The following is a 15,886-nucleotide window of genomic DNA, read 5'->3' as shown; positions in this document are numbered from 1 at the left end:
GAAAATGAAGAGGTTCATTTTAAATTGATATTACTGTATAAAACCAACGCCAGCGGTGGTGTTTGTTTGTGTATCTACCAGGATGAATCGCCCATTTGACCGGTTGGAATTATAACTGTCGGCAAAAATGGGTTTACTTAGTTTGATCTTTACACTTCCAATATCATTCAGACTAAGGGAGGTGACATTCTTTTCGGTTCCAAAATTTAAATCAATATGACTTTCTACATTGTCTATTTTGGCCAAAACACCGTTAGTATTATGCTGAAAAACATATTTTTTGCCAGGAACCAAGGGTTGATTGTCCATCCAGCAAACCATGGCATCCACAACTTTTGTTTCTTCAGGAACCTCTTGAGTCTTCACCAGCATGTCGCCTCTCGAGATGTTTATATCATCTGCCAGGCTAATAGTTACAGAACTTCCTGCTGGAGCTTCATCAAAAGTTTCCTCGAAAAAATGAATGTTTTTAATTTTAGAAGTCGTTAATGATGGTAAAACGGTTACTTCATCTCCTACTTTAAAGCTACTCCCATTAATTTTTCCTGCATAACCACGATAATCATGAAATTCTTCGGTTTTAGGCCTTATTACCGTTTGAATAGAAAACCTAGCCTGACTTTCTTCCGCAAAATCATCAGCTTTTAGATCTTCTAGATGTTCCAGAATGGTTTGCCCCTGATACCAGGACATAGCGGTAGACTTTTCAGCAATATTCTCTCCCCATAAAGCGCTCACTGGAATAAAAGTGAGGTTCTGGTCCTGGAAATCACTTTTTCTTTTTAACTCATCAAATTCCTTAATGATATTATTGAATACCTCTTCAGAGTAATTGACTAGATCCATTTTATTTATGGCAACAATAACTTCTTTGACTCTCAACAAATTATTTATAAAAAAGTGCCGGTAAGTTTGCTCGATCACACCTTTTCTTGCATCTATCAGGATAATTGAAGCTTGCGAGGTGGAAGCACCGGTTACCATGTTCCTGGTATATTCTATGTGCCCTGGGGTGTCTGCGATGATATAACTTTTATTTGGCGTGGAGAAGTAGATATGAGCTACATCTATAGTGATTCCCTGCTCTCTTTCAGCTACCAGACCGTCTGTCGCTAGTGAAAAATCAAGGTAATCCAAACCATTTTTCTTGCTTACCCTATCAATTGCTTCCAGCTTATCTACAGTTAAAGATTTGGTATCATAAAGAAGTCTGCCAATAAGTGTACTTTTACCGTCATCCACGCTTCCTGCTGTTGCTATTTTTAATACTTCCATTCTATTCTTTATTTTAGAAATAACCTTGTTGCTTTCTTGTTTCCATGGCGGCCTCAGATCTTTTATCATCGATCCTTGCACCTCTTTCTGAAATAGCCGACTCACTTATTTCCTTGATAATCTTTTCGACGGTATCTGCTTCAGATTCTACTGCAGCCGTACAGGTGATATCGCCTACAGTTCTAAATCGAATAGTTTTTAGTTTTGTTAGCTCATGATCATCTTTGTAAACATGTTCTGAAGCTGTCCAGATCAAACCATCTCTTTCAAAAATCTCTCGCTCGTGCGCAAAATAAATGGAAGGAATTTCAATCTTTTCAGCATCTATATAACTCCAAACATCCAATTCAGTCCAGTTTGAAATGGGAAATACTCTAACATTCTGGCCAATATCGATACGACCATTCAGCATATCGAAAACCTCCGGCCGTTGATTCTTTTCATCCCATTCTCCAAAGTCATTTCTTACTGAAAAAATTCTTTCTTTTGCACGAGCTTTTTCTTCATCCCTTCTTGCTCCACCTATACATGCGTCAAATTTATACTCCTCAATAGCACTTAAAAGAGTATTGGTTTGCAGTGAATTTCTGCTGGAGTATTTACCTGTTTCTTCAATGGAAATGCCTTTATCTATATCATCCTGAACTTTTCGTACGATAAGGTTAAGCCCGAGTTCCTCAACTAATCGATCTCTGAACTCGATAGTTTCAGGAAAATTATGACCGGTATCTATGTGCATTAGTGGAAATGGGATTCTCGCAGGATAAAAAGCCTTTTGAGCCAGACGTACCAATGTAATAGAATCTTTTCCGCCGGAAAATAACAGAACGGGATTTTCGAATTGCGCCACAACTTCTCTGAAGATGTAGATAGCTTCGCTTTCCAACGTATTTTGATGTAGAATTGAATTCATTTATAAACTTTTATGCGTGCAAACCACACTCTCGATTATCTAATACTTTTGTAGGGTCGAAATATTTAAATTCATTAGGCAACTTGTGCTCTCTTAAATATTCATCTAATTTTTCGTCTGACCAGTGGTAGAAAGGACTTACTTTAAGAAGCCCGTCTTTACTATAACTTAGAATATCGATGCTGTCTCTAAAATTTGTTTGTCCTTTTCTAAGATTCGTAAACCATACGTCTGGCTTCTGTTCTGCCATTGCTCGCTGGAATGGCTCTAGCTTCACCTGCCTGCTAAATTCCTCATGATCTGGTGAATCAATACCTGGGATACCACCAAAATAGGCATCTCTGTAGGCCGCAGTTTGTCTCGGTGTATACAGTTCTACTTTTAGATCTAAATGATCTATAAGAAATTGAGCATGTTTATAGGTAGGCAGTGTATTATAACCAGTATCACACCAGATGATCTTCATCGCATTATTTACCCGAGTACATGCATGCAAAATAGCTACCTCATAGGGTCTGAAGTTTGTAGTCAAAACCGGATTGGTACTAGAGGTTAAAACCCATTGAATAATTTCTGAAGGAGCAACTCCGCGTAACTGACTATTAAGCTTTTCTAATTCCTTATCGCTATACTTTTTCATTTGCTTCTAAGTTTTACATTCGTCAATTAAGAGTATAAAACGACTATTAACTCTGCTAATAGTGGTTGGCTTATACTAAGACTATTCCTTTCCATACGGTATCAAGTTCCAGAGTCGCTCGTGCCCGAAATACAGGACCATTTTCGTCACCAGTTCTACAGATCCAATAGCGAGAGCAGTTTCTATATTACCTGTGAGAAACCATGAGATCATTATCGTATCCAGTGTACCTACTATTCTCCAACTTATAGTTTTAAGAATGCTTCGAAGCGGTCGCTCCGTAATCCTGTCCTTTTTGTAGGTACTTTTCTCTTTAGTTCGATTCAGTAACATCAACATACGCTCTTCATTAAAACTATAATCCTATCGGTTTACTAGGTTTTAAGCAAAACTAGACTTCGTTTATTTAAACACCAATTTATTTTTAAAAAAAATTTTATTTTAACACCCTTGTCATTACCTAAAGGCAATGTCTGCAAGGGTATTTTCTCCAAGTACATTCAACGATGCATCCCTCACCTGTATCATCAATTTATGAACAGAACAGGCGTCTTCATCTGGACAGTCATCGCATTTTTCATAGTAATTAAGACTAACGCAGGGAACCATGGCTATGGGTCCTTCCAGCACCCTGATCACTGCGGTCATCTTAATTTCTGAAGGCTTTTTTATTAAATAATAACCTCCACCTTTCCCCTTCTTCGATCCTAGAAAACCAGATTTTCTAAGTTCCAGCATAATACTCTCCAGGAACTTCTGAGAAATATTCTCACTTTCTGAAATTTCAGAAGCCTGAACAGGTAATTTTTCATCTTTTCGCGCTATATACGTTAGCGCTTTGATACCATACTTGGTCTTTTTGGAAAGCATGAAACGAAAATAAAAAATTTCCGACTGCTATTGCTATTCCTGCAAGGCCTTTTTAAGATCATTAATAATATCTTCTACATGTTCCAGACCCACCGAAATTCTCACCAGGCTTTCTGAAATTCCTACCGCTTTCAATTCTTCATTGTTTAATTTACTATGCGTTGTGGAAGCAGGATGAGTCACGATCGTTCTTGTATCTCCAAGATTTGCAGATCTTGAACACAGTTCCAGGCTATCTATGAATTTTCTGCCTGCTTCCAATCCGCCCTTGATCTGAAATGCCACTACATTTCCACCCAGTCTCATTTGTTTTTTTGCCACTTCATATTGAGGATGAGATTTTAAGAACGGATATTTTACGGTTTCAACCGCAGGTATAGACTCTAGAAACCCTGCAACTTTCAGCGCATTTTCACAATGTTTTTCCAACCTTATAGCCAGTGTTTCCAGGCTTTTTGATAAGACCCAGGCATTAAATGGCGATAATGCCGGCCCCGTATTCCTGCTAAACAGATAGATCTCACGTATTAATGCTCTATTCCCAACGGTAATTCCACCTAGAACCCTGCCCTGCCCGTCCATCAATTTTGTAGCCGAATGTATGACCAGGTCTGCCCCATATTTAATCGGATTCTGTATATACGGGGTGGCAAAGCAGTTATCGATGATCAGGATAAGATCATGTTTTCTGGCAATTTTCCCAAGCAACTCCAGGTCCAGAATATCCACTCCGGGATTGGTAGGTGATTCTGCAAACAGGACTTTAGTATTAGGTTTGATCAAACTTTCAATAACTTCCGGCGCATTCACATCAAAATAATCATGTGAAATATTCCATTTTGGAAAATACCTGGTAAATAAACCATGAGTTGATCCAAATATCGAACGGGATGAAACCACATGATCGCCGCTATCCAGCAGGGCTGCCAAAGTCGAAAACACGGCTGCCATACCTGTCGCGAAAGCAAAGCCATCTTCAGCTCCTTCCATCTGCACCACCTTATCTATAAATTCTGAAGTATTGGGGTTTGAATACCGACTGTAAATATTGCGCTCCTTCTCTTCAGCAAAACTCGCACGCATGTCTTCTGAATCCTCAAAGACGTAGCTGGAGGTTAGATACATTGGTGTGGAGTGCTCCTGAAATGATGTTCGTTCCAATTGCGTTCGTACCGCTATGGTTTCAAATTTTGTCATCCCTTTAATTTAATTGTTTGTTTAACTTCAGAATATCACTAAAAACACCTCGCGCGGTAACATCTATTCCTGCTCCCGCTCCCTGGATCACCAGTGGAAAATCCTTATAGGATTCAGAATAGATCTCAAAAATATTATCGGTACCATCGATCTGGCCCAGCGGAGTTGCAGCATTCGCTGAGATCAATCTCGCTTCCAGACTTCCATTTTCCACATTGAGTTCCCCCACATAACGCAATACTTCGCCGCTCTTGTTCTCATCTTTATGCTTCTGAAAAATGTCGTCTAAAATTGAAATCTGCTTCTGAAAATACTGTAAACTGGTTCCACCATTCAGGGACGTAGGAAGTAAAGATTGAATACTTACTTCTTTCAGCTCTTTCTTTAACTGAAGTTCACGTGCAAGAATTAATAATTTTCTGGCTACATCCTTCCCACTTAAATCCACTCTGGCATCTGGCTCGGTATACCCCAATTCTCCGGCCTTCCGTAGTACTTCTGAAAATTGAACATTCTGCCTGGAATAGGTATTAAATATATAGCTGAGGGAACCGGAGAAAACTCCACGGATCCTGGTTACCCGCTCACCAGAATCATACAGACTTTTAATGGTTTCCACCACCGGCAATCCAGCTCCCACATTGGTTTCGTATTGAAAAATTTTATGGTGTTTTTTTAAAGCCGTTCTTAAGTTCTCGTAAAATTGCAGACTTAGCGTGTTTGCTACCTTGTTCGCAGCTACTATATGACTTCCATGTTCTATCAAATCAATATAATTCTCAGGCAAACTTTCGCTTGCTGTTGTATCTATGGAAATTAAATTCCTGAACTCATTCTTTGCGAAATACCTCAGAATATCTTGGAAATGGTAAGAACGTTTCTCCTTATCAAAGCGATCTTTCCATTGTTCATCAAATCCCAGATGATCTGTAATCAAATTACTGGAATTTGCAATCAGGATAATCCTGATCTCCAGTTCTGAATTGTTCAAAAGTTGATCTTTCTCGGCGATGATCTGCTGAATTAATTTGCTTCCAACCTTACCCGGCCCAAACAGAGCGAGATTTATTATTTTCATTTGTGTAGTTTTTTTGTTGAAATATGGGTTCTAAAAATCTGGCTACCTGATCGGTTTCGATCAAGAACGCATCATGTCCATGAATGGATTTGATCTCGTGAATGCTTACATTGTTTTTAAACAGAGACAGCTCCACGTAAGTATTCCAGTTTTCTTCAGCCAGGAAAAAAAGATCGGTGTCTATCGTGATCAAATGTACATGCCCTTTGATTTGCGCAGCCACCTCAATCGCACTTCGGGATTCGTTCGAGATATTGATCGTAGTGAGTAAATGGTTCATTAATTTATAGGAACTAAGATTAAATCGCGATCTTAGTTTACTGCCATGATGCTCCAGCCAGTTTTCCACCTTAAAGCTATTCGTAGTTTCGTCTTTCTCATTTCTGAATTTATAGCTTAGTGATTGTGGTGTACGGTAAAAAGTCATAGCATGCATACGTGCATCTTCCAGTGGATTTTCACTATTATTCAGAATTCTGTCCTGAATTTTACAATTGGCGAGAAGCCAGTCGTTAGATTTAAGATCTGTCGCGATTGGAATCACATGTGCTGCAAGTTCTGGTTTTAAGGCGGCCAGTTGCCAGGCCAGCGCTCCTCCAATAGAAGCTCCAATGATGGCATACAGCTCGGTAATATTTAAATGTTCCAGAACTTTAACCTGGATTCTGGCGATATCATTCAGTGTAAATTCTTTGTAATGATGAAAATTATTTTCTTCATTTTTTAGAATTCCATTCCCAGGAACATTAATGCAGAGAATAGCATATTGCTCTGTATCTATGCTAGCTCCGGGCCCCACAATATCACTCCACCAGCCTCCTGAACCGCAAACCTGGGCATTGCCGGTAAGCGCATGGTTTACCAGGATAACCGGGGCCGTGCCCAGCTTCCTGCCAAATAGCTGGAAACAAACTTCGATAGTTTGTACTCTGCCGGCACTATTCCTGAAATTTGTGATACTAATTTGTTGTAACATAAATTGGGAGATTAAACCGGAGCCATATATAGCATACAGGCTCCGGCGATTAAACCAAACTAGAATTAAACAAGTGTTTTTTGGATTACCTGGGCGAACGCCTGCTTTAAATCTGCTTTCAGATCTTCAACATCTTCCAGTCCTACAGATAGTCTTATAAGATCTGGTGTAACCCCTGTAGATAACTGTTCTTTATCTTTTAATTGCTGGTGAGTGGTACTGGCAGGATGAATAATGAGTGATTTGGTATCACCTATATTGGCTAGCAATGAAAATACTTTGGAGGCATCCACTACATTTTTAGCCACTTCATACCCTCCTTTGATCCCGAAAGTCACCAGACCACTCTGCCCTTTTGGTAAATATTGCTGAGCGATATCGTAGTATTCACTGGATTTAAGTCCTGGATAATTCACCCATTCTACTTCCTCCTGCTCTTCCAGCCAGGTCGCCAATTCCAAAGCATTCTTGCTATGCTCGTTTATTCTGACTTTTAGTGTTTCCAGTCCCTGGATGATCTGGAATGCGTTAAACGGACTAAGTGCTGCACCGTGATCACGAAGGCCTTCAATTCTGACTTTAGCTATAAAAGCTGCTTCCTGCAATGCCTCGTGATAAACCAATCCATGATATCCTGGAGATGGCTCGGTGAATTCAGGAAATTTTCCACTGGACCAGTCGAACTTACCAGCGTCTATGATCACTCCGCCAAGACTGGTACCATTGCCGCCAATATATTTGGTTAAGGAGTGTATTACGATATCTGCTCCGTATTCTATTGGATTCAGCAGGTAAGGTGTGGCTACGGTATTATCCACGATAAATGGTACATTGAATTCCTTTGCCTCTTTGGAAATTGCTTCCAGGTCCAGAACATCCAGTTTTGGGTTCCCCAGGGATTCCACAAAAAATACCCGGGTGTTCTCTTTTGCTGCTTTTTGGAAATTGGCAGGATCACGTGGATCTACAAAGGTGGTTGTAATACCAAATCTTGGCAGTGTGTTTTGTAAGAGGTTGAAAGTCCCTCCATACAGACTGCTGCTGGCAACAATATGATCGCCAGCCTTTAGTAATGTTAGTAACGCAGTATTGATCGCCGCGGTTCCAGATGCCGTCACCACCGCTCCAATTCCGCCTTCTAGGGCTGCCAGCCTTTGCTCCAGCACATCATTGGTGGGATTATTCAAACGGGTGTAAATAAAACCTGGCTTCGCAAGAGAAAACAGATCTGCGGCATGCTGGCTATCGTTGAAAACATAAGAACTGGTCTGGTAAATTGGTACCGCCCTTGTGCCTCCATTTTGAGTGGTATCGTGTCCTGAATGTAAAGCCTGTGTTGAAAATTTTTGAGTACTCATGATATAAATTTTTAAAAATTATGAATGGTTGAAATAAAAAAGTCCCCCTGATATGCTATTACCAGGGGGACTTTTGAAATGATTCCTTTTAAAATCTATATTCTCGAGTTCAGGTAATAGCCATACATGCTGCACATGCACATCATCATGCACATGTTCATCAAATTTTTAGCTGTTACCTGTAATTTCATCACTGTGAGTTTTTTGTTCTAATTTTTAAATCTGGTAATAAAAAAAGCCGCTAAGGTTGGCAGCGGCTTTTTGCAATTTATATTCTTTCAGAATTATGCAATAAGATGCGCTGCGGAAATTCTCCACATCATACACATCATCATATTGTTTGTAATTCTGGTCATTTGCTTAATAACAGTTCACAAATATAACAACACAGTTTTTTAATTTCCAAGCTTTTACAAAACTAATTTTTCTGGCAGCCGTCTGGATTCTCTTAAAACCTCCTGTATTTATCGGACTTCCCTGCCCCATATTTTTTTCTGAATGCGTTAGGGATTGAGCGAGTTGTTTGAGCTCTTTTGGTTCTTTTTCGAACCAAAAAGCGAGTCGCGAAAGCCCGGCGCGAGACCGGAACGGGCGAAGCGCAACGCCCTGATTATTCTGAAAAATGCAACTATAATTTCTCGTCCTATAAAATGGCGTTAAATCGATTTGCCATCCTTTTAAATTTTATACATTTGTACCAACTTATTGAAAGGGATAGATTTGACTGATTGCAACCCTCTACATCGTACAGATGTTTTAAAATGCTAAAGCAGAATGGTTATTACACTCCTTTTTAGCTTCGCACGTCAAATTTTTCCATTCTTATAAACTTAAAAAGTAATTGAATGGCTTATTTATTTACTTCAGAAAGTGTATCTGAAGGACACCCGGATAAAATTGCAGATCAAATTAGTGATACGTTACTGGATAATTTTCTGGCCTTTGATGGCGAATCCAAGGTAGCTTGTGAAACTCTGGTTACCACCGGGCAGGTAGTTCTTGCTGGTGAGGTACGTAGCAATACCTACCTGGATGTACAGAATATCGCTCGTGATGTGATCAATGATATTGGTTATACCAAAGGAGCCTATAAATTTAGTGGTGATAGTTGTGGGGTAATTTCCCTTATTCACGAGCAATCCCAGGATATTTACCAGGGCGTTGATCGTGGAAAGAAAGAGGAACAGGGTGCTGGTGATCAGGGAATGATGTTTGGTTACGCGACCAATGAAACTGAAAATTACATGCCGCTGGCACTGGATATTTCACATCGCATCCTTATTGAACTGGCAAAGCTTAGAAGAGAGGGTAAAGATATTGAATATCTGAGACCAGATTCCAAAAGCCAGGTGACTATTGAATATAGCGATGACAATGTACCTCAACGAATCGTTGCGATCGTGGTTTCCACTCAGCACGACGAATTTGACCAGGATGATGAAAAAATGCTGGCGAAGATCAAAAAAGACATGATCGAAATCCTGATTCCAAGAGTTAAAAAACAGTTGCCAGATTATGTTCAGGAATTGTTTAATGATGACATCGTTTACCATATTAATCCTACCGGTAAGTTCGTAATTGGAGGTCCGCATGGTGACGCAGGACTCACCGGAAGAAAAATTATTGTAGATACCTATGGCGGAAAAGGTGCGCACGGTGGCGGTGCATTCTCTGGAAAAGATCCTTCTAAAGTAGACAGATCTGCCGCGTATGCTTCAAGACATATTGCCAAGAACCTTGTGGCTGCAGGAGTTGCTCCTGAAATTTTAGTACAGGTATCATATGCGATCGGGGTGGTGGAACCAACATCCATTTCGGTTTATACCTACGGAAAAAACAATACAGATCTATCTGATGGTGAAATTGCAGAAAAGGTTCGCAAAATTTTTGACATGAGACCGGCTGCGATCGAGGAACGACTGAAGTTAAGAAATCCAATCTACCGTGAAACCGCGGCTTATGGACATATGGGAAAAACCCCGCGTACAGAAACCAAGGTTTTCGAGAGTCCGTATAACGGTAAAATCACCAAGGAAGTAGAACTTTTTACCTGGGAAAAACTGGATTATGTGGAGAAGATCAAAGAGAGTTTCGATTTGAAATAAAATCATTACTAAATATCTGTAAAAGCCTCTGTAAATTCAGAGGCTTTTTTGATGAATTATATGGTATACTGACCGCCAGTGACCTGTACTGTGGAACCGGTCATGTAACTGGAATCTTCGGAAGCCAGCAATACATAAGCCGCTGCCAATTCTGCTGGTTGTCCCGGTCTTTTCATAGGAGTATCGCTTCCAAAATTCTTCACAACATCATCTGGCATGGTAGCCGGGATAAGTGGAGTCCAGATGGGTCCCGGAGCAACACAATTCACCCGAATCCCTTTGTTTGCCAGCAATTGTCCCATACTTGCTGTGATATTCTGAATGGCTCCTTTGGTAGCTGCATACGCCAGAAGATCTGGACGTGGATTATAGGCATTTACAGAGGTGGTATTTACAATGGTACTGCCTGGTTTCATATGCGGTTCTGCCGCTTTACATAGATAGAACAGGGAGTAAATATTCGTTTTGAAGGTGTAATCCCATTCTTCTGCTGAAATTTCCTGCAAAGATTCTCTCGCCATCTGGTAAGCCGCATTGTTGACCAGGATATCAAGCTGACCAAATTCGGACACAGCCTTTTCCACTATATTTTTGCAATGTTGCTGATCACCAATATCTCCCGGCATCAAAACCGCTTTTTTCCCTGCCTCTTCTATAAGCCTCGCGGTTTCCTTAGCATCTTCATGTTCTTCGAGATAGGAGATCAGGACATTTGCCCCTTCCCTGGCATAAGCGATTGCCACTGCTCTTCCTATTCCGCTATCTGCACCTGTTATGATGGCGTTCCTGCCTTCCAGTTTCCCAGAGCCTTTATAAGATTTTTCACCGTGATCTGTATCAGGGTCGATACTACTTTCTTTTCCTGGTTCATTCTGGTTGAGATTTTGAAAAGGTGGTTTTGCATATTTATCCTGTGGATGTTCCATAATTTTAAAATTTAAAAGATTCCTCTAAAATTATCGAACGCCTTTAAAACCGGGCGAAATGGATGTGATAATATTTCCCTAAATAAGCTGGAAAAAGAATGGCAATATTTATAATTTCTTCGGAAAACCTTAACAATCCAACGCAGTTATAATGCCTAAATTGAAATTCCACCAAGAAGAATTTCTATGTCTTTATTTAAAAAAGTTCGTGATACGGTTAACCTTCTAAAATCGGTTGATCTGGATCAGCTCGCTAAGATCAATCAAAAGATCGATCTCGCTGAAGCGATGAAAACTTTGGGCAAACTTGACGATCGTCAACTCACCGGATTAATGAAAATGTTAAAAACCAAGAAGAAGAAAGGTCAGCACGACCTGCCTCCTATCGATGGTGATTTTTATAATCTGGATTTAAAGCTTACAGATGAGCAACGGGAAATTCAGCTGAAGGTTAGAAATTTCATGGAAGATGAGATCCGGCCGCTGGTAAATGAGTACTGGAAGAAGGATCAGTTTCCATTTGAGGTCATCAAGAAATTCAGGAAACTGAATATCGTTGGTGTTCCTTATGAAGGTTATGGATGTCCTAATATGCCTTTTTTAATGGAAGGTATCATTGCACAGGAAATAGCACGTGTAGACGTGTCCATCTCTACCTTCTTTGGAGTGCACAGTGGCCTTGCCATGGGTTCCATTTATCTCTGCGGAAGTGAAGAACAAAAGCAGGAATGGTTGCCACAAATGGCAAAAATGGAGAAGATCGGAGCCTTCGGGCTTACCGAGCCTAATGTTGGTTCGGGTGTTGCCGGAGGTCTTGAAACCACCTGTAAATTTGATGGAGAAAACTGGATTTTAAACGGACAGAAAAAGTGGATAGGAAACGCCACTTTTGCTGATGTGATCGTGATCTGGGCAAGGGATCTTGACTCTGGCAGAGTTAAAGGTTTCCTGGTTCGTAAAGAGAATCCGGGCTTTTCAGCAGAAAAAATTCAGGATAAGATGGCCTTGAGGATCGTGCAAAATGCGATCATTACACTAAAAGACTGCAAGATTCCTGAAGGGGACAGGCTGCAAAACGCAAATTCTTTCAAGGATACTGCCAATGTCCTAAGAATGACCAGAGCAGGAGTAGCGTGGCAGGCGGTTGGTTGCGCGAGAGGTGCGTATGAAAGTGCTTTGAAATACACTAAAAAGAGAGAGCAGTTCGGGAGACCTATTGCCTCTTTTCAGCTTATCCAGAATCATCTTGTGGAAATGCTTTCCAATCTTACAGCGATGCAGACGCTTTGTTTTAGATTATCAGAAATGCAGGATCAGGACATGCTTACAGATGAACACGCCAGTCTGGCAAAGGTTTATTGCAGTATGAGAATGCGTGATGTGGTTAGCAGAGCCAGAGAGGTTCTTGGTGGAAATGGAATATTATTAGAATATGATGTAGCTCGTTTTGTGGCAGATGCAGAAGCGATCTACAGTTATGAAGGAACTAAAGAAATCAATTCATTGATCGTTGGCCGCGCAATTACCGGTTACAGCGCATTTGTGAGTTAAATGAAAAAGAAAAATTTATGTCAGTATTAATTGTCGCTCCGGGAAGAGATTCCGAAGCATGGGTAAAAGCATTGGAAAATCAACATCCGGGAATGAATATTTATACATATCCCGAAGAACATGATCCAGAAGAGGTTGAATTTGCGCTTACGTGGAATCATCCCAGAGGCTTGTTCAAAAATTATCCAAATTTGAAAGTAATCGCCAGTATGGGCGCCGGTGTTGACCATATTTTAAGTGATGATGCACTTCCAGAAAATGTGAAGATCACCAGGGTTGTAGACGAAACCCTTACCGAAGATATGGGGGATTTCGTACTCAGCCAGGTGATGAACCATATTCGTAATCTTCATGGTTATGTAAAGTCTCAAAATAAAAAGCAATGGGACAGATCTCAATATAAAAGACCACAAAATACCAGGGTTGGAATCATGGGACTGGGTGTTTTAGGTAACGCCGTGGCAGATAAATTGCACAAAAACTTTTTTAAGGTTTCCGGCTGGTCTAGAACAGAAAAGGATTGTGATAACGTAACCAGCTATTATGGGAAAGATCAACTGCAGGAATTTTTAAACAATTCTGAAATTCTGGTTTGTCTTCTTCCTTTAACTGAAGATACCGAAAATATACTGAACGAAGATCTGTTTGATATGCTCCCAGAAGGTGCATACGTGATCAATGTTGCGCGGGGTGAACATTTGGTGGAACACGATCTCATGAAAATGATCGATAATGGTCATTTAACAGGTGCATCTTTGGATGTTTTCAGAGAAGAACCATTGCCCGAAGAACATCCATTCTGGGAACACGATCGCATCAATATCACTCCGCATATTGCCAGTGTAACCAAACCTGAATCTGTAGTTCCACAGATTGCTGAGAATTACGATCGCATGAAAGAGAACCAGGATCTCAAGAATATTGTGGAAATGGATAAAGGTTACTAAATCTAATTAAGATGGATACATTTAAAAATATCATGGTGGCCGTAGACTTTAACGATAGCATTGGAGAATTAATGATCTATGCAGATAGTCTTGCTCAAAAATATCATTCAAAATTATGGGTTTTGCACGTGGCAGATCCAGAACCAGATTTTGTAGGTTATGAACCAGGCCCACAGTATATAAGAGATCTGCAGGCTGAAGAATATCGCGAAGAACATCGTAGTCTTCAGCAGATCTGCGATAGTTTTATTAGCGAAGAAGTGGTGAGCGATGCCCTTTTAATACAGGGGTCTACTGTAAACACCGTTCTTGAAGAGGCGAAAAAACTAGATGTAGATCTTTTGATCGTGGGAACTCATAAGCACAGTTTTCTTTACAATCTGTTGAATGAGAATGTTTCTATGGAACTGGTGAAAAAAGCCGAAATCCCAATGTTAACCATACCAATTAGTGAATAAAAAAACTCCCCGTAATCACGGGGAATTTTTATTTTAGTATAAACTGAAAGATTTGAATAGCAGCAAAGAAGAACTTTTAAAGGTTCTGGAAACCATCGCACCTTTTATCCATAAAACACCTGTTCTAAGCTCAAGGCTGATCAATGAAATGGCCGGATGTGAGATTCAGTTCAAGTGTGAGAATTTTCAGAAAATGGGTGCTTTCAAAATGCGTGGAGCGATGTATGCTATTTCACAACTTTCCGAAGAAAAAAAGAAAAAAGGTGTAGTAACCCATTCCTCAGGCAATTTTGCACAGGCACTGTCCCTGGCAGCAAAAAGCCTGGATGTTCCTGCCTATATAGTTATGCCAGATTCTGCTCCTGAAGTAAAAAAAGCTGCAGTAAGAACTTATGGCGGCGAAATTACAGAATGTCCCTCTACCCTGCAGGATCGTGAGACTACAGCCAAAAAAATCGTGGAAGACAAAGGTGCAAGTTTTATACATCCTTCTAATGACCTGAACGTAATCCTTGGGCAAGGAACTGCCGCAACAGAACTATTGCTGGATCATCCCGAACTGGATATCGTCATTTGCCCGGTAGGCGGCGGTGGGCTAATTGCCGGAACTGCTATCGCTACTCATGTTCTACTTCAAAACTGTTCGTGTATCGGGGCTGAACCTCTAGCGGCCGATGATGCCTGGAGATCACTGCAAAGCGGGAAAATCGAAAGTAATTCTTCCGCACTAACCATTGCAGACGGACTTAAAACAATGTTAGGTGATGTAAATTTTCCTATCATCAGGGATCACGTACAGGAAATCATCAGGGTTTCTGAAGAAGAGATCATCGCAGCCATGCGATTGATTTGGGAACGCATGAAGATCGTGGTTGAAGCGTCCAGCGCTGTCGCCCTGGCTGCAATCCTTCAGCAGAAAAATAAATTCAGTAACAAAAAAGTTGGCCTAATCATTTCTGGTGGAAATGTTGATTTGAACAGTTTACCATTCTAGCAGTTTTTCACTACTGACATCGTCACAAGCATTTGTCCAACATGCCTTTGAGAATGTTCCGCAGCATGGAATAATACGCCAATTAAACTGGATTCTATTTTCTTTCTTCCAACTTCTACCGTATTCGTTAGATCTTCAGGATTTTGTAGTTTTAAAAATTCTACTGCCGCGCTCAATTCATTTTCAGCATGATTTATCAGTTCTTCTAGGCTTAGTGAGGAATCAGCTTTTCCCTCCAGTTTTAAATACTGCAACTGAGCGTCACTCAATTGTTTTCCCTGGGCATAAGTGATCAAACGATTGGTAACACCAGCTATATGTTGAAGATGAAAGCCAACGGAGGCTCGACCGGCTGGCCTTGTCCATAATTGCTCAGCCGGAAAGTCACCAAGATATTTTCGAAGTTCTTCCCTTGTCTGAAGCAGCGCATGTGCAGCCGGCTGTAACAGATCAGGAACTTTGTCCACTTTACCACGCAGCCAGTATTCCAATTTGGATTTTTTCATGTTTGAATTTTACTGAAAAGTAGAAATTAAATAAGGTAATTAAAAGAAGTCTTATCTTTAAGAAGAACATCAGGTTATTATCTTAAAACTCT

General features: G+C 40.4%; 16 protein-coding genes. 5 read left to right on the top strand and 11 right to left on the bottom strand.

All coding sequences use genetic code 11. The features are described from left to right. Positions 1-30: 30 nt before the first annotated feature. The 9 genes from G529_RS0103865 to G529_RS0103825 all read right to left on the bottom strand — a co-directional run bounded on the left by G529_RS0103865 (position 31) and on the right by G529_RS0103825 (position 8,307). Entirely contained in the window at positions 31-1,275 is a 1,245-nt protein-coding gene (locus G529_RS0103865; protein ID WP_026914295.1) for a sulfate adenylyltransferase subunit 1, read from the bottom strand. A gap of 13 nt (positions 1,276-1,288) precedes the next feature. Then, the gene (cysD, locus tag G529_RS0103860) at positions 1,289-2,188 is read right to left on the bottom strand and encodes a sulfate adenylyltransferase subunit CysD (RefSeq protein WP_026914294.1); all 900 of its coding nucleotides are present in this window, start codon (positions 2,186-2,188) and stop codon (positions 1,289-1,291) included. Positions 2,189-2,198: 10 nt separating this feature from the next. Next, entirely contained in the window at positions 2,199-2,828 is a 630-nt protein-coding gene (locus G529_RS0103855; RefSeq protein WP_026914293.1) for a phosphoadenosine phosphosulfate reductase domain-containing protein, read from the bottom strand. 81 nt (positions 2,829-2,909) lie between these two features. Then, entirely contained in the window at positions 2,910-3,167 is a 258-nt protein-coding gene (locus G529_RS0103850) for a DUF2061 domain-containing protein (protein WP_026914292.1), read from the bottom strand. Between the two features lie 117 nt (positions 3,168-3,284). Then, positions 3,285-3,698 (bottom strand): RrF2 family transcriptional regulator, encoded by a 414-nt coding sequence (locus G529_RS0103845; RefSeq protein ID WP_026914291.1) that lies wholly within the window; start codon positions 3,696-3,698, stop codon positions 3,285-3,287. Positions 3,699-3,731: 33 nt separating this feature from the next. Continuing rightward, positions 3,732-4,895, bottom strand: a complete 1,164-nt coding sequence (locus tag G529_RS0103840) for a trans-sulfuration enzyme family protein (protein ID WP_026914290.1) — start codon at positions 4,893-4,895, stop codon at positions 3,732-3,734. 4 nt (positions 4,896-4,899) lie between these two features. Then, positions 4,900-5,973, bottom strand: a complete 1,074-nt coding sequence (locus G529_RS0103835; RefSeq protein WP_026914289.1) for a homoserine dehydrogenase family protein — start codon at positions 5,971-5,973, stop codon at positions 4,900-4,902. Beyond that, entirely contained in the window at positions 5,936-6,949 is a 1,014-nt protein-coding gene (locus G529_RS0103830; protein WP_026914288.1) for an alpha/beta fold hydrolase, read from the bottom strand. Before G529_RS0103830 ends, G529_RS0103835 begins: the two co-directional genes overlap by 38 nt. Positions 6,950-7,014: 65 nt before the next feature. Further along, positions 7,015-8,307, bottom strand: a complete 1,293-nt coding sequence (locus G529_RS0103825; RefSeq protein WP_026914287.1) for an O-acetylhomoserine aminocarboxypropyltransferase/cysteine synthase family protein — start codon at positions 8,305-8,307, stop codon at positions 7,015-7,017. An 845-nt stretch (positions 8,308-9,152) separates the two neighbouring features. Between G529_RS0103825 and metK the strand changes: the two genes are divergently transcribed. Continuing rightward, on the top strand, positions 9,153-10,412 hold the full coding sequence (gene metK, locus G529_RS0103820; RefSeq protein WP_026914286.1) for a methionine adenosyltransferase: 1,260 nt from the start codon (positions 9,153-9,155) through the stop codon (positions 10,410-10,412). Positions 10,413-10,468: 56 nt separating this feature from the next. On the opposite strand, the gene G529_RS0103815 is transcribed toward metK, so the two are convergent. After that, complete coding sequence (locus G529_RS0103815; protein ID WP_026914285.1) at positions 10,469-11,338, bottom strand: SDR family oxidoreductase; 870 nt, start codon at positions 11,336-11,338, stop codon at positions 10,469-10,471. Positions 11,339-11,524: 186 nt separating this feature from the next. Between G529_RS0103815 and G529_RS0103810 the strand changes: the two genes are divergently transcribed. From G529_RS0103810 to G529_RS0103795, 4 genes are read left to right on the top strand one after another with little or no spacing between them, the layout of a single operon-like run. After that, positions 11,525-12,889 (top strand): acyl-CoA dehydrogenase family protein, encoded by a 1,365-nt coding sequence (locus tag G529_RS0103810; protein WP_026914284.1) that lies wholly within the window; start codon positions 11,525-11,527, stop codon positions 12,887-12,889. A 17-nt stretch (positions 12,890-12,906) separates the two neighbouring features. Beyond that, positions 12,907-13,836: a 2-hydroxyacid dehydrogenase gene (locus tag G529_RS0103805; RefSeq protein ID WP_026914283.1), complete on the top strand. Its 930-nt coding sequence runs from the start codon at positions 12,907-12,909 to the stop codon at positions 13,834-13,836. Positions 13,837-13,847: 11 nt separating this feature from the next. Further along, a complete protein-coding gene (locus tag G529_RS0103800) occupies positions 13,848-14,294 on the top strand; it encodes a universal stress protein (RefSeq protein ID WP_026914282.1) in 447 nt (148 codons plus the stop codon). 52 nt (positions 14,295-14,346) lie between these two features. Beyond that, positions 14,347-15,288, top strand: coding sequence for a threonine ammonia-lyase (locus tag G529_RS0103795; RefSeq protein ID WP_035695435.1), 942 nt, complete (start codon positions 14,347-14,349; stop codon positions 15,286-15,288). On the opposite strand, the gene G529_RS0103790 is transcribed toward G529_RS0103795, so the two are convergent. Then, complete coding sequence (locus G529_RS0103790; protein ID WP_026914280.1) at positions 15,285-15,794, bottom strand: DinB family protein; 510 nt, start codon at positions 15,792-15,794, stop codon at positions 15,285-15,287. The genes G529_RS0103795 and G529_RS0103790 overlap by 4 nt on opposite strands. Between the last annotated feature and the right edge of the window lie 92 nt (positions 15,795-15,886).

This window comes from Christiangramia portivictoriae DSM 23547 (assembly GCF_000423045.1).
GTDB lineage: Bacteria > Bacteroidota > Bacteroidia > Flavobacteriales > Flavobacteriaceae > Christiangramia > Christiangramia portivictoriae.
The sequence above is the reverse complement of the archived record's forward strand: the minus strand, read 5'-3'. Positions and strand labels throughout refer to the sequence as shown.

Excerpts from the sequence above, each read along its gene's own strand:
- G529_RS0103800 (WP_026914282.1), top strand. The coding sequence starts at position 13,848 with ATGGATACATTTAAAAATATCATGGTGGCCGTAGACTTTAACGATAGC.
- G529_RS0103835 (WP_026914289.1), bottom strand. The coding sequence starts at position 5,973 with ATGAAAATAATAAATCTCGCTCTGTTTGGGCCGGGTAAGGTTGGAAGC.
- metK (WP_026914286.1), top strand. The coding sequence starts at position 9,153 with ATGGCTTATTTATTTACTTCAGAAAGTGTATCTGAAGGACACCCGGAT.
- G529_RS0103855 (WP_026914293.1), bottom strand. The coding sequence starts at position 2,828 with ATGAAAAAGTATAGCGATAAGGAATTAGAAAAGCTTAATAGTCAGTTA.
- G529_RS0103825 (WP_026914287.1), bottom strand. The coding sequence starts at position 8,307 with ATGAGTACTCAAAAATTTTCAACACAGGCTTTACATTCAGGACACGAT.
- G529_RS0103840 (WP_026914290.1), bottom strand. The coding sequence starts at position 4,895 with ATGACAAAATTTGAAACCATAGCGGTACGAACGCAATTGGAACGAACA.
- G529_RS0103815 (WP_026914285.1), bottom strand. The coding sequence starts at position 11,338 with ATGGAACATCCACAGGATAAATATGCAAAACCACCTTTTCAAAATCTC.
- G529_RS0103865 (WP_026914295.1), bottom strand. The coding sequence starts at position 1,275 with ATGGAAGTATTAAAAATAGCAACAGCAGGAAGCGTGGATGACGGTAAA.
- cysD (WP_026914294.1), bottom strand. The coding sequence starts at position 2,188 with ATGAATTCAATTCTACATCAAAATACGTTGGAAAGCGAAGCTATCTAC.
- G529_RS0103830 (WP_026914288.1), bottom strand. The coding sequence starts at position 6,949 with ATGTTACAACAAATTAGTATCACAAATTTCAGGAATAGTGCCGGCAGA.
- G529_RS0103845 (WP_026914291.1), bottom strand. The coding sequence starts at position 3,698 with ATGCTTTCCAAAAAGACCAAGTATGGTATCAAAGCGCTAACGTATATA.
- G529_RS0103790 (WP_026914280.1), bottom strand. The coding sequence starts at position 15,794 with ATGAAAAAATCCAAATTGGAATACTGGCTGCGTGGTAAAGTGGACAAA.
- G529_RS0103805 (WP_026914283.1), top strand. The coding sequence starts at position 12,907 with ATGTCAGTATTAATTGTCGCTCCGGGAAGAGATTCCGAAGCATGGGTA.
- G529_RS0103810 (WP_026914284.1), top strand. The coding sequence starts at position 11,525 with ATGTCTTTATTTAAAAAAGTTCGTGATACGGTTAACCTTCTAAAATCG.
- G529_RS0103850 (WP_026914292.1), bottom strand. The coding sequence starts at position 3,167 with ATGTTGATGTTACTGAATCGAACTAAAGAGAAAAGTACCTACAAAAAG.